The sequence below is a fragment of the Brevibacterium sp. p3-SID960 genome, from assembly GCF_025144725.1.
Taxonomy (GTDB): Bacteria; Actinomycetota; Actinomycetes; order Actinomycetales; family Brevibacteriaceae; genus Brevibacterium.
The window spans coordinates 69,321-90,374 of sequence record NZ_JALXKS010000005.1 but is presented as its reverse complement, the minus strand read 5'-3'; the positions used below and the strand labels follow the sequence as shown (position 1 = coordinate 90,374).

Below are 21,054 nucleotides of genomic sequence, written 5' to 3'. Positions count from 1 at the left end.
ACCCATCAAAACACAGGAAATCGCATAACCCATGAACCAGCCACACAAATGCGCTGCAAAACGAAGCGACGGAAAACCATGCGAACGCTGGCCCGTCAAAGGCTCCACAGTGTGCCCAAGCCACGGAGGTCGAGCACCCCAGGTCAAGGCCGCCGCTAAACGCCGCCTCACCACCGACCGCATCCAAAAACAACTCCGCCGCCTCGGCGAACCCATCACAGTGGATCCGATCACCGCGATCCTCGACCGCATCCACGCCAAAGCCGCCGAAGTCGCCTGGTACCGGCAGCAGATCGAACAACTCACCTCCGACCGGGATCTCGTGTGGGGCACCACCAAAACGAAAGACACCTCCAACGCGTTCGGTGGCTCCAATGAGGTCATCGAGGAGGCGACCATCAACCTGTGGCTGCGCCTGTATCACGACGCTGAAAACCAGCTCGTCCAGTTCGCCAAAATCGCCCTCGATGCCGGTGTCGATGAACGCCGCGTGAAGCTCGAAGAACGCGCCGCCACCCAACTCGTCACGTTCGCGAACATGATCGCTGACCGTCTCGGCATCACCGATCGGGCCGCGTACGTCGAGACGGTGCAAAGCGTTCTCGCCGAGATGACCAAGACGACCAGCCGGGGAAACGAACTCACATGACCGACCGCATCCACGAGCGCGACCAGAAAACCGAGGAAGCACGGAAACAGCTCCGTGCCGCCGCAGAAACCTACGCCAACCATGTCGGCAGGCCAGACCTCGCCGACAGCATCGAAGAGAACGCCCTCACCCGCGCCGCCACAGCCGCTACCGTCACCGGGCAACCCTTCTACCACTTCATCTCCCTCACCACGTCAGCACTCCACCGCCTCACCGGAAAGGACACGCCATGACCACGCCATCGGCATACCTCGTTGCGATAAGACGCCTCCCCGACCTCATCGCCGAACTCCGCACCCAAACCATGCCCGGCGCGGCTGGCGACCGCGAACGACGTGCCCCCGGCCCCCACCGTGCCGCAGCCGCCAGACTCGCACCCATCTGCGACGCCGACGACGCCTACGCCCGCCTCCACGACCACGCGCACGCGATCGCTGACATCCTCGACACCCGACCACCCCGCGTGCCCGTTTACCGCAACCACGCGCGTGTCCTCGGCCTACCCGCAAACACCAAGGCCGACGTCGCTCGCCGGCACGCCCGCACCCTCGCACGCTTCATCGCCCACCAACTCCCCATGGTCGCCGACGCCGACCTGATCTTCGACATCCAAGACGACATCACCCGCACGTACGGGCGACTCGACCGCCGCTACCCAGACACGCCCTCACCCGAACGCATCGACGCCAGGTGCGGACGCTGCCACAAACTCACCCTCCACCAACACCCACCCGAGAAACCCGGCGACGACCAAACCTACCGATGCGCCTCCTGCCACAAGTGGCACACCGAAACCGAGACCATCGAACGCCGCGCAGCACGGCAACGTGAACTCCGAGCCCGAAAGAAACGCGCACGATGAACGACGACACCTGGATAACCGAGCACGAGGCCCGCTCCCGCTTCAACATCTCCCGCACAACCTGGTGGCGATGGCGGAAGCGTCACATCATCCGCTCTAAGCAACGCCACCACGACGGGCCAGTCCTCTACCATGCTGGCGACCTGCAAGACGCCTCCGCACACGAATATGAGCGCAACCCTGCGATGCGCGCAGACAGATGAAACAACGTATGGTACGCTGACGCGTGAGGGCGAATTACACCCATGTAACTACCGCCCCAACAGCGTCTCCCGACCCACACGCCGGAGGGAGGCCACACTTTGATCTTCGACCCCGCCACCATCGCCCGAGCATCCGCCATGCTCGACGAGCAACTCCACGGCACCACACCAAAATGGGCCACCCCCGGCGACCTCGCCACGCACCTCGACCCCCGCACCATCCAAACCCCAGCCCTCGAACTCATCGACCGGCACCTCGTCGAAGCGTTCAACACCCCCGACAGCCGGCTCATCATCTCGATGAGCCCCCAGGAGGGAAAGTCACAGCGGGCTTCCCGCCGCTTCCCACTCTGGGCACTCCACCAGAACCCTGACCTCCGCATCGCCATGGCCTCCTACGAAAGCCGCATCGCCGAACGGTGGGGCCGCACAGTCAGAGACGACATCCGGCAACACCCCGACCTCGGCCTCACCATCCGCGACGATGTCTCAGCCCAACGCGAATGGCAGCTCGACGGCCACGACGGCGGCATGTTCTCCACTGGCGTCGGCGGCGCAATGACCGGCCGGCCAGTAGACCTGCTTCTCATCGACGACCCAGTTAAAGGCCGCGAGCAGGCTGACAGCGAGACCATCCGCGACAAGGTGTGGGAATGGTGGACAGACACCGCCCTCTCCCGCCTAGCCCCCGGCGCGCCAGTCATCCTGATCCTCACCCGCTGGCACGCAGACGACCTCGCAGGCCGACTCATCGCAGAAGCCGACAGCGACTGGACAGTCATCAACATCCCCGCCCAAGCTGAGCACCGACCCGAAAAGGGCGAAGCCGACATCCTCGGCCGTGAGCCGGGGGAGTACATGCTCTCCGCTCGTGGCCGCACCCGTGAGCAGTGGGAGGACCGGAAACGCCGGTCAGGCCCGAAAACGTGGGCCAGCCTGTACCAAGGCCGGCCTAGCCCAGATGAGGGTGGCGTGTTCCCGCCTGCGGACGAATGGGCGCGATACAGCCAGCCCCTCTGGATCGAACAGGCCGACGGCACGCGCCGCGTGCCCGGCATACACCGCGGCGATCACGAACTCATCCAGTCCTGGGACCTCGCGTTCAAGGACACGAAGGGCAGCGACTACGTCGTCGGCCAAATCTGGTTGCGGGTCGGCGTGCACGCCTACCTGCTCGACATGGTGCGCGCCCGCCTGAACTTCAACGCCACCATCGACGCCGTCAAGACCATGACCGCGAAGTGGCCGGAATCCGTTGCCAAGCTGGTTGAGGACAAGGCCAACGGCCCTGCCGTCATCTCGCAGCTCGGGCAGACAGTGCCAGGCCTGATCCCGGTGGAGCCGGAGGGCTCGAAATACGCCCGCGCCTCCGCGATCTCGCCGTTCGTGTTCGCGAAAAACGTGCACCTGCCAGACCCCGCCCTGCTCCCGAACGTGACTGAGCTGATCGAGGAAGCCCGCCACTTCCCCAACAGCCCGAACGATGACGCAGTGGACTCCCTCTCGCAGGCACTCACCTACCTGCTGCTCCACCAGCTCCCCGACGAATCAACCTACCAGCCCGACGAATACGACCTGCTCGACGAACGCGGCTGGACCATCTCGCCCTACTAGCCCAAAGGAGGCCACCATATGGGAATCCGCACATGGCTTGGCCTCAGGGAAGCCGCCGCCGACACCACCGGCGAGCGCGAGACACTCTCACATCTCATCGAGGAGAGCCAGCACGCGCTGCATACCCTCGCCTCACTGCAACGCGAAGACCGAGGCTGGATGCAGCTCACCCAGCAGGCCGACCAGACTATCAGCCGCGACGGACTTCGGCAGATCTCTGACACCTGCCGGGCCATGCATGTGCTCTCCCCGCTCATCAAGCGGGGCCTTGCACTCCGCGCCGCATACGTGTGGGGGCAGGGTGTCGGTGTGACAGCCCGTGCTAACGGCACCGAGGGTGCACAGGATGTCAACGAGATCGTGCAGGCGTTCCTGGACGACACCGGAAACAGACGTAACGTCACCGGCGCGCAAGCCCACGTCCGGATCGAGAACCAGCTCGGCACCGACGGCAACGTGTTCATTGCCTGCTTCACTAACCCGAAGACCGGCTTCGTGAGCGTGCGCACCATCGACACTGATGAGATCACTGACCAGGTCGCAAACCCGAACGACAAGTCCGAGACGTGGTTCTACCGCCGCGACTACACCGAACAAGTCATCGGGGAACGCACCACCCGCCTGCAGTCGTTTCAGCGCACTGTCTGGTACCCCGCGCTGGGCCACGACCCGGCACGTAAACCACCGATGATCGACGGGCACCCCGTCATGTGGGACGCGCCGGTCTACCACATCCGCGTCAACGAACAGGGCCAGTGGGGCATCCCCGATGCCCTCGCTTCCGTGCCGTGGGCGCGGGCGCATAAGGAGTTTCTCGAAGACTGGGCCACCATGATGAAAGCCCTCTCTCGTATCGCCTGGCGGCTGTCTGGTAAGAGGAACGCCGCCCAAGACGCGAGAAGGGCCATGCAGCAGGCGCAGGCGTTCCTGGATGGGCCAGCCGGCCAGACCGCCGCCATGGACCCCGGTACACAGCTGGAGGCCGTGCCGAAGTCCGGTGCGACTATCGACGCTGAGTCGGGCCGGCCGCTGGCGGTGATGATCGCTGCTGGACTCGGCCTGCCAGTCACGACTCTCATGTCCGACCCTGGCCAGACTGGCGCACGGGCCGTCGCTGAGACCCTCAACCTGCCTACCCGCCTCGAAATGCAGGCCCGCCGCGAAGTGCACACCGAGATGCTGCGCGCCGTCATCGGGCACGTCATCGACCAGGCGGTCATCGCCCCGCAAGGACCGCTGAGCGGCGGAGCCACGGTAGACGCCTACACAGGGCAGCGCGAGATCGTGCTCGCCGGTGGGGACGACCGCACTCTGGACATTACTTGGCCTGACCTGGACGACACCCCGGTAGACGTGCTCGTCAAGGCGATTAGCGACGCTGACTCCACCCGCCGCGTCCCACCACTCGTGACACTCCGGCTGCTGCTGCGGGCACTCAAAGTGCGCGACGTGGATGAGATCCTCGACCGGTACACCGACGACGACGGCGAATTCATCGACCCGAACGCTAACGCTGGCGACCACGCGGTGCGTGCGTTCATGGCCGGGCAGGGCTCTTACACGAACCAGCCGCCCGTAACGGATGATGATGGTGATTCTGATGGCGATAACGCCTGAGAGTCTGCACACCCATGAGCGCCTCACCATCAACACCAACCGGCTCGTAGACCACACCACCCGCACACTCACCGCACGCTGGGCCACAGCCTGGCGGGAACTCTCCACCGAGTGGGAGACGGCGATCAGCCAGATCATCGCCACCCAGACCGCCGGTGAAACCCTCCATGCTGGGCAGATCGCCCAACTCGAACGCGTCACCCGCGCCCTCACCGCCACAGCAGAGCAGCTCGTCACCCTCACCGACGGGATTCCAGACGCGATCGACGGGCCACTCAACGAGATCCTCGCCGACACAACAGCTGCAACCCGGCAGATCGTTGCCGCGCAACTGCCAGCCACCCTCCGACCTGGCTTCGCGCTCGTGTCGAAACCCGCGATGAACGCCATCATCGAACGCACCATGAACCAAGTGCATGCCGCCTCATGGCCGCTCACCGATGACGCGATCTCTGCCATGAAAACGACCCTCATCCGCGCCGTCCCGTCCGGATGGGCACCAGGCCGTGCCGCTGGGGAGATGCTCGAACGCACACAGACGGAGTTCAACGGCGGGCTGTCTAGGGCGATGACCATTGCCCGCACCGAGATGCTCGATGCTCACAGATCGGCTGCTGGCCAGCTGTACACAGCCAACAAGGATGTCATCCAGTCCTGGGTGTGGACCGCCCACCTCGACGCCCGCACCTGCCCTGCCTGTATCGCCATGCACGGCACCGAGCACAGCGTAGAGACCCCCGGCCCGGAGGGGCACCAGAACTGCCGCTGCACCGGCATCCCGAAAACGAAGTCCTGGGCTGAGCTCGGGTTCCCCGAGCTCGACGAACCGGCAGACGCCCTGCCAGATGCGTCGCAGTGGATAGACGACAACCCGGCAGCTGCTCAGCGTGCGCTCGGCAAAACCCGCTACGACATGCTCACCGCAGGCGACATCACCCTCAACGATCTCGCCACCAAACGCCACAACACCGGCTGGCGCGACTCATGGCACGCCACCCCCATCCGCGACCTCGAAAGGAAAGCACGGACATGACGACCATCCGCGAAGCCGGCACTCTCACCAAGTCCGGAGGCCGCTGGCTCATCCAAGCCATCAGCCCCGGCAAGGGGTCGTCTGGCTCCTACCCTAAAGAGACCCTGCAGGAAGCCGCCAAAGACCGCGTATTCCCGGCAGGCACCATGCTCATGGTCGATCACGCCACCGACGAGCAGGAATGGTCACGCCCCGAAGGCTCCATCCGAGACCTCGCCGGTGTACTGACCGAGGATGCCCGCTGGGACGACCAGTACGGCGCTCTCGTCGCCGAGGCGAAGATTTTCGAGCACTGGCGTCCCATTCTCGAATCCCTCAAAGACGACATCGGGATGAGTATCCGCGCTTCTGCCGAGGTCGAAGAGTCTGACGGCGGGCGCGTAATCAAGCGCATCGTCGAGGGCCGGTCAATTGACTTCGTGACAAAGGCAGGCCGCGGCGGTCGTGTCCTCGAAGTCCTCGAAGCTGAACGCCCCACCACTCTCACCGAGATCACCGAGCTGTTCCAACAGCCGGCCCCCACTACCTCCCAGCCCCCGGCTGGACAGGGAAACACCCCCACAAGAAAGGACGGCATCATGCCGAAGATCGAGATTGAGGAAAGCGCACATGCGGCCCTCGTCGAAGAGGCCAGCCGGGCTAAGACCCTCGAAGCCCAGCTGACCGAAACCCAGCAGAAGATCGCCGCGCTCGAAGCCGCGCAGGCCGAAGCTGATCGCCGCCAGCACGTCACCAGCCTGGTTGAAGCCGAGTTCACCGGTGTCGATGCGCCAGTCACGAAGCAGCTGCTCATCGAGTCACTGACCGGCAGCGACAAGGACGACGACGCGATCACCTCCACTGCCAAGGAAGCCGCCGCCGAGCACCAGGCATCTGCCGGTGCAGGGCAGGTGCGAGGCCTGGGCAACACGGCCCCCGCCGGGGTCACCGAAGCTGATGATGAGCTCCCCACCTGGGACGAGCTCGCCGCGATCAAGGGAGCATGACCATGGCACTCAACCAGCGTTACACCCACAACGACCACATCGCCCTCACCGCCGACAAGGCCTACAAGTCCGGCGACCCGGTAGCCATCGGCGCGTACCGCGGCGTCGCACAGACCTCCGCCGAAAAGGGAGAGCGGGTCACCGTGTGGCTCAACGGCTCGTACATGCTGCCCACCAGCGGTGCAGCCAAGGAGGGCGACCCCATCTACGTCACCAGCGCCGGCAAGCTCACCGCTACCGCCACCGGCAACCAGTTCTTCGGCGTGTCCAACGGCACCAAGGGCTCCGGCGACGGAGACCTCGAAGTGGCCCCCGCCGGAATCGTCGCACCCGCGCCCGCCGGTGCCTGACCTGAGAAAGGAATGAACCCATGACAACCCTTAACACTGCGGACATCCTGGCTCAGGAATCGTTCCGCACCGCTCCGTCACTCAAGGCCAAGATCATCGAAGCATCGCGCCTGTTCAACGACGGCGCTGCAGCCAAGTCCAACCACGCGGTCTACCGCCTCAAGGAGGCCATGACCACGTCGGACTTCCCGCACCTGCTGTCCAAGGCTTTCGAGGTCGAGGCGATGCAGGCGCAGAAGGACGCCGTGCGCGAGTACGAGCCGTTCGCCGCCCGCAAGACCGTGCCGGATTTCCGACCGAAGAAGCTCCGCGACCTCTTCGGACAGACCGATTTCGACCCGGTCGCCGAGGGCGAAGAGTACAAGGGCGACGCACTGGCCGAGACCGAGATCGAGTACAAGGTCTCCAAGTACGGTCGGGCGTTCGGCTACACCTGGGAGCTGGCCATCTCCGGCGACTTCACCGAGATGGCTGACTTCCCGCGCCGACTCGGCAACGGTGCTGTGGAGACCGAGAACCGTCTCGTCTTCGAGCAGCTCGTGGGCGCTAATGGACCCAAGTCCGACTTCTTCGACAGCGTCGATACGAAGCCGCTCACCCCGGAGAGCCTGGATGCCGCCATTAACGGCCTGGCCCTGAAGGAAGACCACCGCGGCGACCTGGTGGACACGTCGAAGATGATCCTCGTCGTGCCGCCGACTCTGGCTGTGCAGGCCCGCCGTATCGTCGGTGCTGCTGAGCTGGAGATGGAAGTCACTGACGGCAGCCGGAAGACCAAGACCCGCATCCAGAACCCGTTCTCGGGTCTGGTCGAAGTCAGCGTGTCCCGCTGGCTGACCAAGGTCAACAAGGACGACAGCCGCGCTACCGCGTGGTTCCTGCTGCCGGGCCGCGACACCAGCAACCCGTCTGTCATCGCCGCGGGTCTGCAGGGCCACGAGGCCGTTGACATCCGCGTGAAGCGCGACCAGGGTGAGCGCCCTGGTGGCGGACTCATCCCGGCCGAAGAGGGTAGCTTCAAGGACGACACGGTCTGGTTCCGTGGACGTCACGTCTTCGGTGCCGCGAAAGCGTTCGCCTACGCCGCCTACGCGTCCAAGGGCGCGTGACAAGCCGGCGGCCAGGGTCCGTCCTCGCCCCTGGCCGCCACCCATAACTGAATATCGACAACCGAATAACCCTGCCGCGTCCCTCACCCCACCAGCCACGCAAGGCTGCTCTCGGGTGAGGGACAGCGGCCACCACCGCTAGCGTGAGGAGGCCCGCCGTGACCATCGACTACACCTCTGACGTCGGGCAGGTCCGGTTGCTCATCTCCGACCTCGACCCCGCGAAACTCGTCCTCACCGACGACATGATCGCGGGCTACCTCACCCTCGAAGACGGCAACCTCCGTCGTGCCGCCGCCGAAGCACTCGACGCGATCGCTTCTTCTGAGGTGCTGCTGTCTAAGAAAATCCGCACGCAGGATCGGGAGTCGGATGGTCCGGCTGTGGCCGCTGAGCTACGCAAGCACGCCGCCACCCTTCGTGCTCGCGCCGACGCTGAGGACGTAGCGGATGAGCCGTTCTTCATGCTCATTCCGTCCAGCTCGGGACGTAACGAGGGTGAAGAGTACCGATGACCCCGATCCCCGGTATGCGTGTGCTGCCTGACGGCTGGTCTGACCACCACCGCCCCGCGGCTGAGGGGTTCCTGACCGGTGAGGCCGAAGCACACGAGCCTGGCACCGAGGCCGTGTGGCCTGACCCGCCTACGCAAGGCAAGCGAGTGTGGGCTGGCCGATGCTCGGCGCAGCACCTGTCCCAGTCTGCCCGCCCCGTGATCGTGGTGGACAGTGTACAGACCGTCGTAACGCACCGCGTGTCCATCCCGCTCACAGCGCCGTGGCTGCAACCGGGTGTGACCATCACCGTCCTGTCCAACCCCGACGACCCTCACCTGAACGACAGGACGTTCACGATCCTGGCCGTCGAGACCGGCACCACTAACTGGACTAGAGATCTCCTCTGCCAGGAGCTCAACGTGACTATCGGAGGTGAAGCCACATGACCGCCGACACCCGCCAGCTCACCAGCCTTGCCACCGACCTCACCAAAGCTGCAAAGAACGTGCAGCCGGTCGCGTCTGCTGCGGTGCGCAAGACCGCCGCCGACATCATCCGTGACGCCCAGATCGCCGCGCCGGTGCGTACTGGCAACCTCCGCAACTCCATCACCGCCGACATCACCGACTATCCGGCTGTCGTCTCCGCTGAGGTCGGCCCGACAGCCGAGTACGGCGCGTACGTGGAGTTCGGGACATCGAAACAAGCACCCCAACCGTATCTCGGTCCGGCGGCAGACCGGCACGTGCCAGTCCTCGAAACGGCGCTCACGCGGCTCCTCACCCAGGGCCTGCCATGACCAAGACCAGCGCACTGGTCGCCTGGCTGAAAACCAGGATCACCGCCCTGCCAGGCCTCGCCGTGTACGACGGTGCAGTCCCCGACAGCGTGCCGCTCTACCCAGGCACCCAACGGATAAAGCCCTACATCGCCATCTGGACGACACCCAACCGGGAGCCAGACGAGACGACCCTCGACCACACGCAGGCCGGACGTGCCGGAGACGTCACCCTGACCGTCGCCGCTGACACTGCCGCGAACGTCCGAGAAATCTCAGACGCCGTCATCGCGGCCATCCACCGCAAACCGACTCCCGGTGCCGGCGAGTACATCCACGCTGAACCGCACGTCCCAATCCAGATCGACATACAGGTCAGCCCGGCCCGCTACTACCAGCCGCTCCGATTCCGCCTCCTCACCGCCCACTAACTCCGTCACAGTCACACAACCGAAAGCCCCTTCACCGGGGCTTTTTTCATGCCCGAAACCACCCGAAAGGACAGCCCTGATGTCTGACGACTTCTCCATGTTCCGCGAGGCCTACGACTCCCGCACCGGGAAAAAACTCCCGTACCTCGTCCCCGAATCACATTTCGACGCCTTCCCACACCTGCGGAAGACCCCCACATCCAAGGCCGCCACCAAGCAGGCGGCTGAGGGAAACACCCCCGACCAGGCCGTCCAGGCCACAAAGAAAGGAAAGTGACCATGCCTAAGTCACTCGCAGACGGCCGCACTAAGGTCGCCCTGCTCACCGTCAAGCCCGCCGACCCGAAGAAGCCGACCGTCGCCGAGCTTGAAGCCGGTATCGACGCGTCCTGCCGACTGAACTCGTCTGACTTCAACGTCGGTGCGACCGACTCGGAGACCATCGACGAGAAGGAGCTGTGCGTCGAGGGCAACGCTGTTGCGCTCGGCCCGTCGAACGCGACCATCGAGTTCACGCCGTTCCGCTACTTCGACCCTGAGACCGGCAAGGCCGAGACCGGCACTGCCGAAGCTGAAATCGGCGACGCCGTGTTCCAGGCGACCAAGCACAAGGGCACCCGCCTGTGGATTTACGTCCGGGAGACCTCGAAGCTCTCGACTGCACCGTGGGAGGCCGGCGATGAGGTTGACGGCTACGAGTTCATCACCGACAACCCACAGCAGCTCGACCGCACGGGCTACATCAAGCGCAAGATCAAGGGCGCGTTCCAGGATCTCTGGCTCAACGGCGAAGTCGCCGCTGGCACCGGCGGCTGAACCACGCACCCCTAACCGTCTGTCGGGGTCGGCCCGCTCCGGCCCCGACAGACCCCCACCACCACTGAAACGAGGACACCATGACTACCCCTGACATTCTCGACGTTGACGCCCTGATCGCCGGCTTCCAGCGCGCCACTACCACCGTCACCATCTTCCAGCGCCCCGACCTCGCTTCCGTGCTCGACGAGCTCGATGAGCAGATCAGCATCCTCAAAGCCGAACAGCAGAACGATGACGGCGACGACCGGGTACTCGGTGAACAGTCCGACATCGAGCAGCTGACAGAGCAGCGCGATGCCCTCATGGCTGAGCTGGAGGCGTCCGCCGTCCGTATCACTCTGCAGGCTCTGGAAACTGATGAGGTTGAGGCGCTGGCGGAGCGTGCGCAGAAGACCGCTAAGGAGCGCGCTGACGAGGCCGCGAAGAAGGCCCGCGAGTGGGCACGCGACCAGGCCCGCCGTGAAGAGGTCAAGGATCCGAAGGAGATCAACGAGATGCTCCGCCGTGCCGCTGCAGAAGCCAGCGGTGCTGTCATCCGTCATGAGGTGGGCATCCACACCATGGCGGAGGCCATGACGTCGCCGAAATGCACCGTGGAGCAGGCGCGCCGCCTGGCTGACGCTATGGGTGCCCCGCAGATGCAGAAGATCCAGTCCGCGTTCTATGAGCTGACGAGCCGTGATCCGCAGGCGACGCTCCCAAAATCGTGGAGGCCTGGCAGCACGGCGGGGGGCAACGCACTCTCCTAGAGGCGCGCACGGCCCGCGCCTGGGGTGTGCCGCTGTCCGTCGTGCGCGGGCAGCGGCCACCAGGGGAGAAGTGGACATACAACGACCAGGTGACCGCGCTGGCGCTCACCACCTACGAGGCGAGTCTGTGCCCTGGCTGTGGTCAGCCGCTCGTGCACTCGACTGGCGACCACCCCCGCAACTACGAGGTGAGAACCATCTCGTGTGTCGGCTGTAACGAGCTAGAAACGTGGACGAAGGAACTACAGCCGGGAGAGCGGAAGTACGTCGTACCCGAAGACGACTAGATCACTGGTCGTCCTTCTCAGCGAGACGGCGGAGCAGTTCCAGTTCCTCTTCTCGCTCGACGCGCCGACGGCGGGAAGTACGCAGCGCCCACCGGATCAGCATGACGATCCCGGTGATGACTACTGCCCAGAAGAGCAGTACTAGCAGTAACACCAGCAGCGAAGCAGGCGACGGTCGCATCTCGACTCCTCATTCAGACAACACCTGACAACAGCATAGACGGGAGGTCGGACATTGGTTTCAGCACGCACAGTCTCAGTCATCCTCCGCGCCGAAATCGGCAAGTTCCGCGCCGACATGCAGACCGCCGGCCAGGTCGCATCCGAGGCCGCCCGGAAGACCGAGACTGCCTGGGACAAGTCCACCTCATCCCTCGGCCGCGCCACACAGGCCATCCAGCAGCACTCCGGTGAGATGACCACCGCCGGTACCGTGCTCGCGGGGTTCGGCACGGTCGTCGTCGGTTCCCTCGGCCTCGCAACCAAGGCTGCGATGTCGTGGGAGTCCGCCTGGACTGGTGTGCTGAAAACCGTTGACGGCACCCCGAAGCAACTCGCCGCCGTCGAAGAGGGGCTGCGCGGTCTCGCGAAGACGCTGCCGGCTACGCATGAAGAGATCGCTGCCGTCGCGGAAGCTGCCGGGCAGCTGGGCATCAAGACCGACAATGTCGTGGCGTTCACGAAGACCATGATCGACATGGGCGAGTCCACCAACCTCTCCGCTGAAGAAGCGGCGACGGGGCTGGCGCGGTTCTCCAACATCATGCGCACCCAGCAGCGCGACGTCGGTAAGCTCGGCGCGGCTATCGTTGGGCTCGGCAACAATTTCGCGACGACTGAGGCTGAGATCCTCGGGATGTCGATGCGTATCGCCGGTGCCGGTAAGCAGGCAGGCCTCACTGAGGGCGACGTCCTTGGCCTCGCCACGGCGCTGTCGTCGGTCGGTATTGAGGCTGAGGCCGGTGGTACGGCTATCTCCCTGGTGATGAAGAAGATCACCAACTCCGTCGCTGCTGGGGACGACCGGCTCGCGCTGTTCGCGAAGACGGCGGGCATGACATCGGAGCAGTTCTCTAAGGCGTGGGCTGAGAGCCCGTCTGCGGCGATGACGTCGTTCGTGGATGGGCTCGGCAAGGCTGACGCCGCTGGCCAGAACGTCAACGAAACCCTTTCAGCGCTCGGCGTCACCGGTATCCGTGAGTCGGATGCCCTGCTGCGTCTGTCGTCTAACGCTGAGCTGCTGGAAAAGGCGTTCAAGACCGGTAACGATGAGTTCGAGCGGGGCACCGCGCTGGCCGAGGAGGCGGCGAAGCGCTACGAGAACGCCGAGTCCAAGATGAAGATGGCCGGCAACTCCATCAAGGACACCGCAATCACCATCGGCGGGACGTTCCTGCCGATGCTCGCCACCGGCATGGAGGCTGTGGCTGGCTTTGCCGACATCGTCGGCCAAGTTCCGGCACCGCTACTTCAGATCGCATCTGCCGGCGCGGCAGTCGTCGGAACTCTCGCCCTACTTGCAGGTGGCGCACTCATCCTCATCCCGCGCCTCACCGAAGTCTTCACTGCGTTCCAGACGCTGAACAAGGCCGGCATCGTCACCGATTCGGTGATGGGTAGTGTGACCGCTGCGGGCAGAAAGGCTGCGCCAGTCCTCGGCAAGGTCGCCAAGGGCGCTGGCCTCGTAGCTGTCGGATTCGTCACTGCCCAGGCGGCAGGGGCGATCCTCAACGCGACACTGGACACAACCTCTCGTACATCGTCCGAGATGATCAACAAGCTCGCCCTACTCGATGAGGCAACCCGACCAGACACCAAGGGGTCTCTGCTGGATCCTGCGATCTGGGAGGAGGCCAACAGCTTCTGGGTCAAGGGAATCGGGGCCGAAAATATCGAGACCTGGGGTGACGCGTTCAAGCGCAGCAGTGACGAAGCTACCGGATGGCTCGACAAGATGATGGGCGTCCGTAGTGACGTTTCGATCTTGAACGACACGATCGCTGAGACTGACGTCGCGCTCACCTCTCTTGCCGATAGTGGCTCATTCGACAAGGCCGCAGCGGGCTTCCGCGCTATCGCGGAGCAGTCGCCAGACATGCTCCCCGCTGAGGTGCTGGACAGGTTCCCAACGTTCCGTGACCACCTGGTGGGCATGGCGACAGAGATGGGTCTCGCCGCAGATGACACGACCCTGGTGAAGCTGGCGATGGGTGAGATCCAGCCGAACGCTCAGGGCGCCAGTGACGCTATCGGCGGGATGGGCGACGCGGCCGAGACCACTGCTGAGTCGCTGTCGAAGATGCTGGACGGGCTGCTCGCTCTCGGCCTTGCCACCCTGTCTGAACGTGATGCGATGCGCCAGTACGAAGAGGCGATCGACGGGATCTCGGAGTCGATCAAGGAGAACGGCACCAGCCTCGACATCACGACCGAGAAGGGCCGCGCCAACCAGGAAGCTCTCGATGCGATCGCTGACAAGGGGTTCCGCGTCGCACAGTCAATGGCTGAGGCTGGCGCTTCTCAGGAAGATGTTCAGGGGCATCTGCAGCGCACCTACGACGACCTGATTGCTGCGGCCGGCCAGTTCGGGATCACTGGCAAGGCGGCTGAGGACATGGCCCGCGAAGTCATGGGCATCCCTGACAACGTCGACGTGAAGACGTGGATGGATGACGCCGCTGAGGAGCAGGCGAAGAACACTAAGGATGCCGTAAACGACATTCCGAAGAACGTTAACATTACGGCAGTTCTAACTTATTACGAAGACAAGTCGAGGCTGAGCGACCTCCAGAAGAAGTACCCCGGTGCGCGGATACCTGCTCCTCCGACGTCGGGCGCACCTGCATCTAAGTCTCAGAAGCCTAACCGCAAAGTAACAACGCGCCGGTCTGACCTGTGGCATGACGGCGGCCTGGCCATTCCTATGGCCGCAGGTGCCCTGACTTCGATGCAGCCTATCGCCCAGATGGTGCCACCGAACACCTGGCGGGTCGTCGGTGATCGGATGGATGTCGATGAGGCGTTCATCCCACTGGACGGGTCTCGCAGGTCGTGGCGGATCCTTGCCGAGTCGATGCGGCGGATGCCTGGTGTGATGCCCATGGCTCGTGGTGGTGTCGCGTCTGCCCAGTCGAGGGTGGATGATGCGCAGAGCGCGTTGACTCGTGCTCGCCGGCAGAAGTCCGACGCGAAGTCCAAGGCGGCGAAGCAGGCGGCGGAACGCAGGGTCCGGGTCGCCCAGGATGAACTCGATGCGGCGAAGCGGTCCCTGGCTGCAGCGAAGAAGAGGGCGCAGGAAGAGGAGCGGGCCGCGAAGCTTGCCGCTGAACGCCGCAAGGCTGAGCAGGAACGCCGTGCGCGTGTCAACGAGCTGCGGTCGGACTTCCGCACGGACGTGCGTCGTGGGTCGCTGAGGGATCAGGTCACTGGTGGACTCTCTGGCGCCTACTCGGCTGTGGATCGGATGTTCGGGCTGGGGAAGAACGAAGACCTCTCCAAGCGGGCACGTTCGACCGCGACCAGCTCGGCTCGGCGTTTCGAGGCGAACCTCCGCCGACTCTACGGGCAGGCTGAAAAACTGGACGAGCGGCTCAAGGATGCCAAGGACAAGGCCTCCGAGCTGGAGGGCATCCAGAAGTCCGTCGCCTCCGGGCTGATGTCGGGCCGCACGCTGGACATGGGCGACTACCAGACGTTCTCCGGCGGACAGTGGAACACCCACACCGGCGTGGCAGGTGCCACCCGCCGCATGAGTGCTGATGTGGGTCAGCTGCGCCAGTTCGCCGACAAGCTCACCGCCCTCCGCAAAGCTGGCGTGCCGGGTGCGATCCTGCAGGAGATCGCCGCTGCAGGCCCCGCCGAGGGCATCACGCTGGCGGACGCGTTCCTCGACGCCTCGGGCGCGGAACGCAAATCGTACATCGGACTGTGGAGCGACTACGAGAAGCAGGCCAACAGGATCGGTCAGATCGTCACGGAGGGCTTCCACAAGGGTGGCGTGAACGCCGCGCAGGGTGTCGTCAAGGGTATCGAGTCGCAGAAGAAAAACGTCGAGAACCAGATCGCATCCCTGGCCCGCCAGATGGAGGCGACGTTCAAGAACGTGCTCGGCATCCGCTCACCATCCACCGTCATGGCAGAACTCGGGGCGAACACGGCCGAGGGTCTCACCGTCGGCATCATGTCCCAGCTGGGCGGCGTCCAGGCGGCAGCCACGGCAATGGCCGAAGCGGCTATCCCCGCCATGGGTGCTATCCCGGTGACGGTCGATGCCCTGCCGGAGGCCTCGACGGTCATGGCTGACATGTCGGCGCAGACTCTCACGGCGATGCAGTCGATGCGTGACGCTGTCTCCCTGTCGATGACGGAGCAGCAGACGCAGACCGAGACGTCCCAGCAGGGCATGGCGACCGCAACGCAGCTGGCCCAGCAGACGATGGGCACCACGACCCAGCTGGCACAGCAGGGCATGACGACAGCGACTCAGCTCGCCCAGCAGGCGATGGGTGTCGCCACTCAGACCTCACAGGCGCAGGCCCGGCAGGCCACTGCGGCGGAGCAGGCGACGATGCTCACGGCCGTGCGCACGAACCAGGCCGGTATGTTGGCTGACACCAGGCTGCGCCAGTCGGAGATGCTGACCGGTACCCGCGCCTCGTTTGCTCAGATGCGGCAGACCGGTATCACGGAGACGCAGACACTGCGCAGCGTGAACGCTGCAACCCAGTCGGGGATGCGCGCCGACCACTCCGCCCACATGGGCGTCATGCGTGACGTCAACCGTCAGGGTTTCCACTCGATGCGCGACACCGGCATCACGGCATTCCGTGGACTCAGGGATGGGATGCACGGGCAGATGCAGGCCGCCCGCCCCGTCCTCGGCAGCGACCTCAACCGGCTCATTGATGTGCTCGGGAAGTTCACCAAGGAAGTGAACAGCGCGTTCGGTGACGTCGGCGTGAAACTCAACGCACCGAAACCGCTGGCGTTCCGCGAAGGCGGCACCCTCCCCGGCTACACGCCCCGCCGGGACGTGCACACGTTCTACTCACCGACCGGTGGCATCATTGAAGCCTCCGGTGGCGAGTCGTTCATGGTGCCCGAATGGACACGCGCCATGGGCGGGCCAGCCGCGATCAAGGAACAGAACCGTGCCGCCCGCCAGGGACGTCTGGACGACCTGCTCCACATGCAGACCCAACGGTTCGCCGATGGTGGCGTGTGGCGCAACCTGTGGGCGATGACGAAGGCGCAGTTCCCGAACGCCCGCCTCACCTCCGCCTATCGCCCGGGCTCGATCACCGCCTCCGGCAACCGGTCGTATCACGGCCGCGGCATGGCGATTGACGTGTCCCCGTCGATGGACATCTTCAACTGGTGGCGCAACAACTACGGCGCTCAGCTCGCTGAGCTGATCTACTCGCCTGCCAACGGTAAGCAGATCAAGAACGGCCGCAACTACATGTACACCGGCGCTGTCCGGTCCATGCACTATAACCATGTTCATATCGCTGCGGTGAAGGCACTCTCGGAGGCGATGGCTGGCGGACTTCCGGGCTTCGGTGGATTCGACGGCCCGATGTACCCGTTCCTCGACAAGGTCGGCGTGTCCGCTGGCACGAACCTGGAAAAGGCGTACCGGGACGCAGCGGCGAAGCACCTCACCCGTATCCGCAAGAACATCTCCCTCGACGGCCTGAACCCCACCATGGCGCAGATGGCCCGCGGGATCATGGACAAGGCCGCCGTAGGACTGACAGATAAGGCCGCCGCATACGGCAAACAGAATACGTTCGCTATGCCGGGCGGCAGTGGTGTGGCCCGCTGGCGGGACACCGTCATCCAGGCCCTGCAGCGTGCTGGTTTGCCCACCACTGACGACTACGTCAACGCCTGGCTCCGGCAGATCAAGACTGAGTCCGGTGGCAACCCGTCCATCCGGCAGCAGGTGCGGGACGTCAACTCCGGTGGCAACGAGGCGATGGGCCTGGTGCAGGTGATCCCCGGAACTTTCGCGGCGTTCCGTGACAAGTCGCTGCCGAATGACAGGACGCACCCGCTGGCCAACCTTGTTGCTGGCATGAACTGGGCCAAGTACAAGGCGAACCGCCGCGGCAGGTCGATGCTCAGCTTCATCGGTAAGGGCCACGGCTACGAGGACGGCACCGAGGCCGCCACTCGCGGTTGGGCGCTCGTCGGTGAGCAGGGTCCCGAGCTCGTGAACTTCCATGGCGGGGAGCAGGTCATCCCGCACGACCAGCTGACCCCGGAGGTTATGTCGTCGCTACGCCTGGCCAACACCACCTCGACGGCGGGGGCCGGGTCGATTGATTACGACCGGTTGGCTAAGGCGGTTGTGGATAATCTGCCGCCGTCGCTCGTGGTCAACAACGACAACGCGGGACTGATCGAGACGCGGATCGCGAAGAAGACCGTCCAGGAGTTCGCGGACACGCAAGCACTCTATGGGGGTGGTTTCTGATGTGGCTGGAAGTCACTCTCAAATCGTCGGCAGGGGAAATCGAACTGTCTACTGTCGGTGGTGCGTCCGGTGTGTTCCTGCTGGACGGTGTGCGCGGCTTCGGCCTGCCGGAACGGGAGATTGAGTCCACGCCGCTGCCTGCCGTGCACGGCAGCGTGTTCCGGTCTACCCGTTTCGGCGAGTCGGAGATGATGCTGCCGATAGCGTTCCGCGACGAGAACCAGTCGCGGGTGGCGCTGAGGGTGCGGGAGTTTGAGCGTGTCCTCGTCCCGGCATCGTCTGAGCCGGTCGAGCTGATTGTCCGTGCCCCCGAGCTGGGGACGGTGCGCCGCCGCTGGTGCTATTACGTTGACGGCCTGCAAGGAGGCCTGGGTGGGCAGGATTCGCATGTGTGGTGGCGGCACTGCGCAGTGAAACTCCTCGCCCTGGATCCGCTGTGGTTCGGTCAGACGCGGGTGGATGAGCGGCGTGTGGCGGCGGCCAGGAAGGCGTTTATCACGGGTTCGGCTCCGAGGGTTGAGCGCAGGAATCTGCACCCGAATCCTCGCGGCGCATATGGCGTTGCAGGCTTCCAGGGTATTGGCACAACATTCGGCTACTCTTTCGCTGACGTGCACACGTCGATGAAAGGCGGAGCCTCCTGGGTATCTGCGACAGCGGTCAAGGAAGACACTCAGGCAGTCGTACTGTCGATGTCTGACTACATTTCCGGTCCTGTCACGGTGTCGTTCGATGTGCTCCCCGGCGATGGTGTGGGTCGTGTGAGGTATCTCATCGGCGGGACTCGGCATGAGTTTGATCTGGAGCCGGGGGAGCGTACCCGCGTGAGCGCGTTCGGGGTATTAGGCAGCCGAAGAAATAGCTTTCATCTGTTCTTCTATGGACCTGGCGGCACTGCTGTGCCTGTCGGCTCGTCGCTCGACATCACGGACGTGCTCATCGAGCAGACGGACACGATAGGCGAGTTCTTCGACGGTGACACGCCAGACACGAGCGATACCGAGTATCGGTGGGAGGGCGTACCGGGCAGGTCGCCGTCCATCGCGGACGGGCGTGGCGTGGCGCACGCATACGCGTTCTTCCCGGTCCTGCTGTCCGATTCGACGGTGCAGGGCGCGTATGTGCTCAACATTCAGGGCGACGCTGATGCGTGGCCGGTCTGGGAGGTGACCGGGCCGGGTGAGGACCTGCTGATCCAAAACGACGACACCGGCGACCGGATCTTCATCGAGGGGCAGTTCGGGGAAAAGGTCACGATCACGACCCGCCCGCAAGAGCAGGACGTGGTGTCTGCTTCGGTGATGGACGGCAGCCTATGGGAGCGCGTCTCTGACGACTCGGTGTTCTTCCCACTCCAGCCGGGCGTCAACAGGGTCCGCATGAGTATGGTGAACGGCAAACCCGAATCCACCGTGACCCTCAAGTATGTCGAGCAGTGGATGGCGGGCTTCTGATGCAAGTGGAGATCCGCGACCATAGCCTCGCCCCGCGTGGTGTGCTGCCGTCCCTGTCTGGGAAAGCCGTCCTCAGAAACAACAGCGTTTCGACCTGGTCTGTGGAGGCGAACGGCAACGACCCCCGCTGGCGGCGCGCCCGGCCCGGCTGGCATGTCCGCATCACCGACCACGGCGCACCACTGGTCGCTGGGATCATCACCGAGTTCACCGAGACGGCCTCACCTGACAACCACACGCGGACCATCTCCATCGCCGGTGTGTCCTATCACGCGCTCCTCGCTAACGCGCTCGTCATCCCGAACCCGCCTACGGTGAAGGGGCAGCTGCCCGCACAGGACATGTGGAAAGGGCAAGGCGCAGCAGGTGATGTGATCCGTAGGCTCGTCCGCGAGCAGATCGGACCCTCCGCACCGGCAGACTACAAGGTGCCGTATCTGCGTGTCCCCGACAGCACTGTGAAGGGTAAGGACGTCGTGCAGGTGGGGGAGCGGTTCACGAACCTCCTCGACGTTGTCAAAGCACAAGCCGAGACGGGCGGGCTGGTGACGTTCTTCGACACCGCCAACACCAAGGTGTTCTTCCGGATGCGGGAGCCGCGTGACCTGACCCGCGCTGTCCGCCTGACCCGCGCCAACGGCGGCATCGGCGGGTACACACTCTCACAGCAGGCCCCCGAGGTGACTGAGGTGATCGTCGGTGGTGTGGGTACTGGTGCTACACGGAAACTCTGGCGCGCCACCCGCCCCGACCCGCACTGGGGCATCCACGTCACACAGTTCGTTGACAGGCAGTCCACCACCGACAGCAACGAGCTGAAGCAAGCCGCGGATAAGGAACTCGAAGACGGTCAAGCGAAGAGCTTGGTTACGTTCGACGCTCACCCGATCCCTCACCGCCGGTTCGGCGCGGATTATCAGCTCGGTGACCGGATCACCGCCGACCTGGACGGGCAGACCATCGCCGACACCCTGCAGATCGCCGAAATCACGTGGGACGCGAAGAAGACCGATATGCGGTTCCAGATCGGTCCGACCGCAGACGAGACCCAACTCAACCAGGCGACAGGACGACTGAATGCCCGTGTGCGTGAGCTGTCCAGGCAGCTGCGTGAGACAGCAACCCGATAGGAGAA

The 21,054-nt window shown here is 64.4% G+C and carries 21 protein-coding genes; 20 read left to right on the top strand and 1 reads right to left on the bottom strand.

Annotated features, from left to right (window positions below; all coding sequences use genetic code 11):
• The first annotated feature begins 31 nt into the window (after window positions 1–31).
• The 17 genes from M3B11_RS02715 to M3B11_RS02635 all read left to right on the top strand — a co-directional run bounded on the left by M3B11_RS02715 (window position 32) and on the right by M3B11_RS02635 (window position 11,697).
• Window positions 32–649 (top strand): HGGxSTG domain-containing protein, encoded by a 618-nt coding sequence (locus tag M3B11_RS02715; protein ID WP_259875251.1) that lies wholly within the window; start codon window positions 32–34, stop codon window positions 647–649.
• Window positions 646–882: a hypothetical protein gene (locus M3B11_RS02710; RefSeq protein WP_259875250.1), complete on the top strand. Its 237-nt coding sequence runs from the start codon at window positions 646–648 to the stop codon at window positions 880–882. Before M3B11_RS02715 ends, M3B11_RS02710 begins: the two co-directional genes overlap by 4 nt.
• Window positions 879–1,511 carry a hypothetical protein gene (locus tag M3B11_RS02705; RefSeq protein ID WP_259875249.1) on the top strand — a complete coding sequence of 211 codons (633 nt, stop codon included), beginning with the start codon at window positions 879–881 and terminating at the stop codon, window positions 1,509–1,511. Before M3B11_RS02710 ends, M3B11_RS02705 begins: the two co-directional genes overlap by 4 nt.
• Window positions 1,508–1,714: a hypothetical protein gene (locus tag M3B11_RS02700; protein ID WP_259875247.1), complete on the top strand. Its 207-nt coding sequence runs from the start codon at window positions 1,508–1,510 to the stop codon at window positions 1,712–1,714. The genes M3B11_RS02705 and M3B11_RS02700 overlap by 4 nt, the downstream gene beginning before the upstream one ends.
• 99 nt (window positions 1,715–1,813) lie before the next feature.
• Window positions 1,814–3,328: a phage terminase large subunit gene (terL, locus tag M3B11_RS02695; RefSeq protein ID WP_259875245.1), complete on the top strand. Its 1,515-nt coding sequence runs from the start codon at window positions 1,814–1,816 to the stop codon at window positions 3,326–3,328.
• Window positions 3,329–3,346: 18 nt separating this feature from the next.
• Entirely contained in the window at window positions 3,347–4,945 is a 1,599-nt protein-coding gene (locus M3B11_RS02690) for a hypothetical protein (RefSeq protein ID WP_259875243.1), read from the top strand.
• The gene (locus tag M3B11_RS02685) at window positions 4,929–5,978 is read left to right on the top strand and encodes a minor capsid protein (RefSeq protein ID WP_259875242.1); all 1,050 of its coding nucleotides are present in this window, start codon (window positions 4,929–4,931) and stop codon (window positions 5,976–5,978) included. The genes M3B11_RS02690 and M3B11_RS02685 overlap by 17 nt, the downstream gene beginning before the upstream one ends.
• A complete protein-coding gene (locus M3B11_RS02680) occupies window positions 5,975–6,964 on the top strand; it encodes a hypothetical protein (RefSeq protein WP_259875241.1) in 990 nt (329 codons plus the stop codon). The genes M3B11_RS02685 and M3B11_RS02680 overlap by 4 nt, the downstream gene beginning before the upstream one ends.
• Window positions 6,965–6,966: 2 nt before the next feature.
• Window positions 6,967–7,314, top strand: a complete 348-nt coding sequence (locus tag M3B11_RS02675; protein ID WP_259875240.1) for a DUF2190 family protein — start codon at window positions 6,967–6,969, stop codon at window positions 7,312–7,314.
• Window positions 7,315–7,334: 20 nt separating this feature from the next.
• Window positions 7,335–8,423, top strand: coding sequence for a hypothetical protein (locus M3B11_RS02670; RefSeq protein WP_259875238.1), 1,089 nt, complete (start codon window positions 7,335–7,337; stop codon window positions 8,421–8,423).
• Between the two features lie 158 nt (window positions 8,424–8,581).
• Entirely contained in the window at window positions 8,582–8,938 is a 357-nt protein-coding gene (locus M3B11_RS02665) for a hypothetical protein (RefSeq protein WP_259875237.1), read from the top strand.
• On the top strand, window positions 8,935–9,366 hold the full coding sequence (locus M3B11_RS02660) for a DUF6093 family protein (protein WP_259875236.1): 432 nt from the start codon (window positions 8,935–8,937) through the stop codon (window positions 9,364–9,366). The genes M3B11_RS02665 and M3B11_RS02660 overlap by 4 nt, the downstream gene beginning before the upstream one ends.
• Complete coding sequence (locus M3B11_RS02655; RefSeq protein WP_259875235.1) at window positions 9,363–9,719, top strand: HK97-gp10 family putative phage morphogenesis protein; 357 nt, start codon at window positions 9,363–9,365, stop codon at window positions 9,717–9,719. The genes M3B11_RS02660 and M3B11_RS02655 overlap by 4 nt, the downstream gene beginning before the upstream one ends.
• On the top strand, window positions 9,716–10,129 hold the full coding sequence (locus M3B11_RS02650; protein ID WP_259875233.1) for a DUF3168 domain-containing protein: 414 nt from the start codon (window positions 9,716–9,718) through the stop codon (window positions 10,127–10,129). Before M3B11_RS02655 ends, M3B11_RS02650 begins: the two co-directional genes overlap by 4 nt.
• Window positions 10,130–10,208: 79 nt before the next feature.
• A complete protein-coding gene (locus M3B11_RS02645) occupies window positions 10,209–10,406 on the top strand; it encodes a hypothetical protein (protein WP_259875231.1) in 198 nt (65 codons plus the stop codon).
• A gap of 2 nt (window positions 10,407–10,408) precedes the next feature.
• Window positions 10,409–10,945, top strand: coding sequence for a hypothetical protein (locus M3B11_RS02640; RefSeq protein WP_259875229.1), 537 nt, complete (start codon window positions 10,409–10,411; stop codon window positions 10,943–10,945).
• Window positions 10,946–11,025: 80 nt separating this feature from the next.
• Window positions 11,026–11,697 (top strand): hypothetical protein, encoded by a 672-nt coding sequence (locus M3B11_RS02635; protein ID WP_259875227.1) that lies wholly within the window; start codon window positions 11,026–11,028, stop codon window positions 11,695–11,697.
• A 288-nt stretch (window positions 11,698–11,985) separates the two neighbouring features.
• On the opposite strand, the gene M3B11_RS02630 is transcribed toward M3B11_RS02635, so the two are convergent.
• Window positions 11,986–12,165 (bottom strand): hypothetical protein, encoded by a 180-nt coding sequence (locus M3B11_RS02630; RefSeq protein ID WP_259875225.1) that lies wholly within the window; start codon window positions 12,163–12,165, stop codon window positions 11,986–11,988.
• 54 nt (window positions 12,166–12,219) lie between these two features.
• On the opposite strand from M3B11_RS02630, the gene M3B11_RS02625 reads away from it, so the two are divergent.
• From M3B11_RS02625 to M3B11_RS02615, 3 genes are read left to right on the top strand one after another with little or no spacing between them, the layout of a single operon-like run.
• Window positions 12,220–18,465 carry a phage tail tape measure protein gene (locus M3B11_RS02625; protein ID WP_259875223.1) on the top strand — a complete coding sequence of 2,082 codons (6,246 nt, stop codon included), beginning with the start codon at window positions 12,220–12,222 and terminating at the stop codon, window positions 18,463–18,465.
• Complete coding sequence (locus tag M3B11_RS02620) at window positions 18,465–19,919, top strand: phage tail family protein (RefSeq protein ID WP_259875222.1); 1,455 nt, start codon at window positions 18,465–18,467, stop codon at window positions 19,917–19,919. The genes M3B11_RS02625 and M3B11_RS02620 overlap by 1 nt, the downstream gene beginning before the upstream one ends.
• On the top strand, window positions 19,919–21,049 hold the full coding sequence (locus M3B11_RS02615) for a siphovirus ReqiPepy6 Gp37-like family protein (protein ID WP_259875220.1): 1,131 nt from the start codon (window positions 19,919–19,921) through the stop codon (window positions 21,047–21,049). The genes M3B11_RS02620 and M3B11_RS02615 overlap by 1 nt, the downstream gene beginning before the upstream one ends.
• Window positions 21,050–21,054: the final 5 nt, after the last annotated feature.

Excerpts from the sequence above, each read along its gene's own strand:
- M3B11_RS02650 (WP_259875233.1), top strand. The coding sequence starts at position 9,716 with ATGACCAAGACCAGCGCACTGGTCGCCTGGCTGAAAACCAGGATCACC.
- M3B11_RS02640 (WP_259875229.1), top strand. The coding sequence starts at position 10,409 with ATGCCTAAGTCACTCGCAGACGGCCGCACTAAGGTCGCCCTGCTCACC.
- M3B11_RS02635 (WP_259875227.1), top strand. The coding sequence starts at position 11,026 with ATGACTACCCCTGACATTCTCGACGTTGACGCCCTGATCGCCGGCTTC.
- M3B11_RS02660 (WP_259875236.1), top strand. The coding sequence starts at position 8,935 with ATGACCCCGATCCCCGGTATGCGTGTGCTGCCTGACGGCTGGTCTGAC.
- M3B11_RS02715 (WP_259875251.1), top strand. The coding sequence starts at position 32 with ATGAACCAGCCACACAAATGCGCTGCAAAACGAAGCGACGGAAAACCA.
- M3B11_RS02620 (WP_259875222.1), top strand. The coding sequence starts at position 18,465 with ATGTGGCTGGAAGTCACTCTCAAATCGTCGGCAGGGGAAATCGAACTG.
- M3B11_RS02655 (WP_259875235.1), top strand. The coding sequence starts at position 9,363 with ATGACCGCCGACACCCGCCAGCTCACCAGCCTTGCCACCGACCTCACC.
- M3B11_RS02685 (WP_259875242.1), top strand. The coding sequence starts at position 4,929 with ATGGCGATAACGCCTGAGAGTCTGCACACCCATGAGCGCCTCACCATC.
- M3B11_RS02670 (WP_259875238.1), top strand. The coding sequence starts at position 7,335 with ATGACAACCCTTAACACTGCGGACATCCTGGCTCAGGAATCGTTCCGC.
- M3B11_RS02630 (WP_259875225.1), bottom strand. The coding sequence starts at position 12,165 with ATGCGACCGTCGCCTGCTTCGCTGCTGGTGTTACTGCTAGTACTGCTC.
- M3B11_RS02690 (WP_259875243.1), top strand. The coding sequence starts at position 3,347 with ATGGGAATCCGCACATGGCTTGGCCTCAGGGAAGCCGCCGCCGACACC.
- M3B11_RS02645 (WP_259875231.1), top strand. The coding sequence starts at position 10,209 with ATGTCTGACGACTTCTCCATGTTCCGCGAGGCCTACGACTCCCGCACC.
- M3B11_RS02700 (WP_259875247.1), top strand. The coding sequence starts at position 1,508 with ATGAACGACGACACCTGGATAACCGAGCACGAGGCCCGCTCCCGCTTC.
- M3B11_RS02710 (WP_259875250.1), top strand. The coding sequence starts at position 646 with ATGACCGACCGCATCCACGAGCGCGACCAGAAAACCGAGGAAGCACGG.
- M3B11_RS02615 (WP_259875220.1), top strand. The coding sequence starts at position 19,919 with ATGCAAGTGGAGATCCGCGACCATAGCCTCGCCCCGCGTGGTGTGCTG.
- M3B11_RS02675 (WP_259875240.1), top strand. The coding sequence starts at position 6,967 with ATGGCACTCAACCAGCGTTACACCCACAACGACCACATCGCCCTCACC.
- M3B11_RS02680 (WP_259875241.1), top strand. The coding sequence starts at position 5,975 with ATGACGACCATCCGCGAAGCCGGCACTCTCACCAAGTCCGGAGGCCGC.
- M3B11_RS02705 (WP_259875249.1), top strand. The coding sequence starts at position 879 with ATGACCACGCCATCGGCATACCTCGTTGCGATAAGACGCCTCCCCGAC.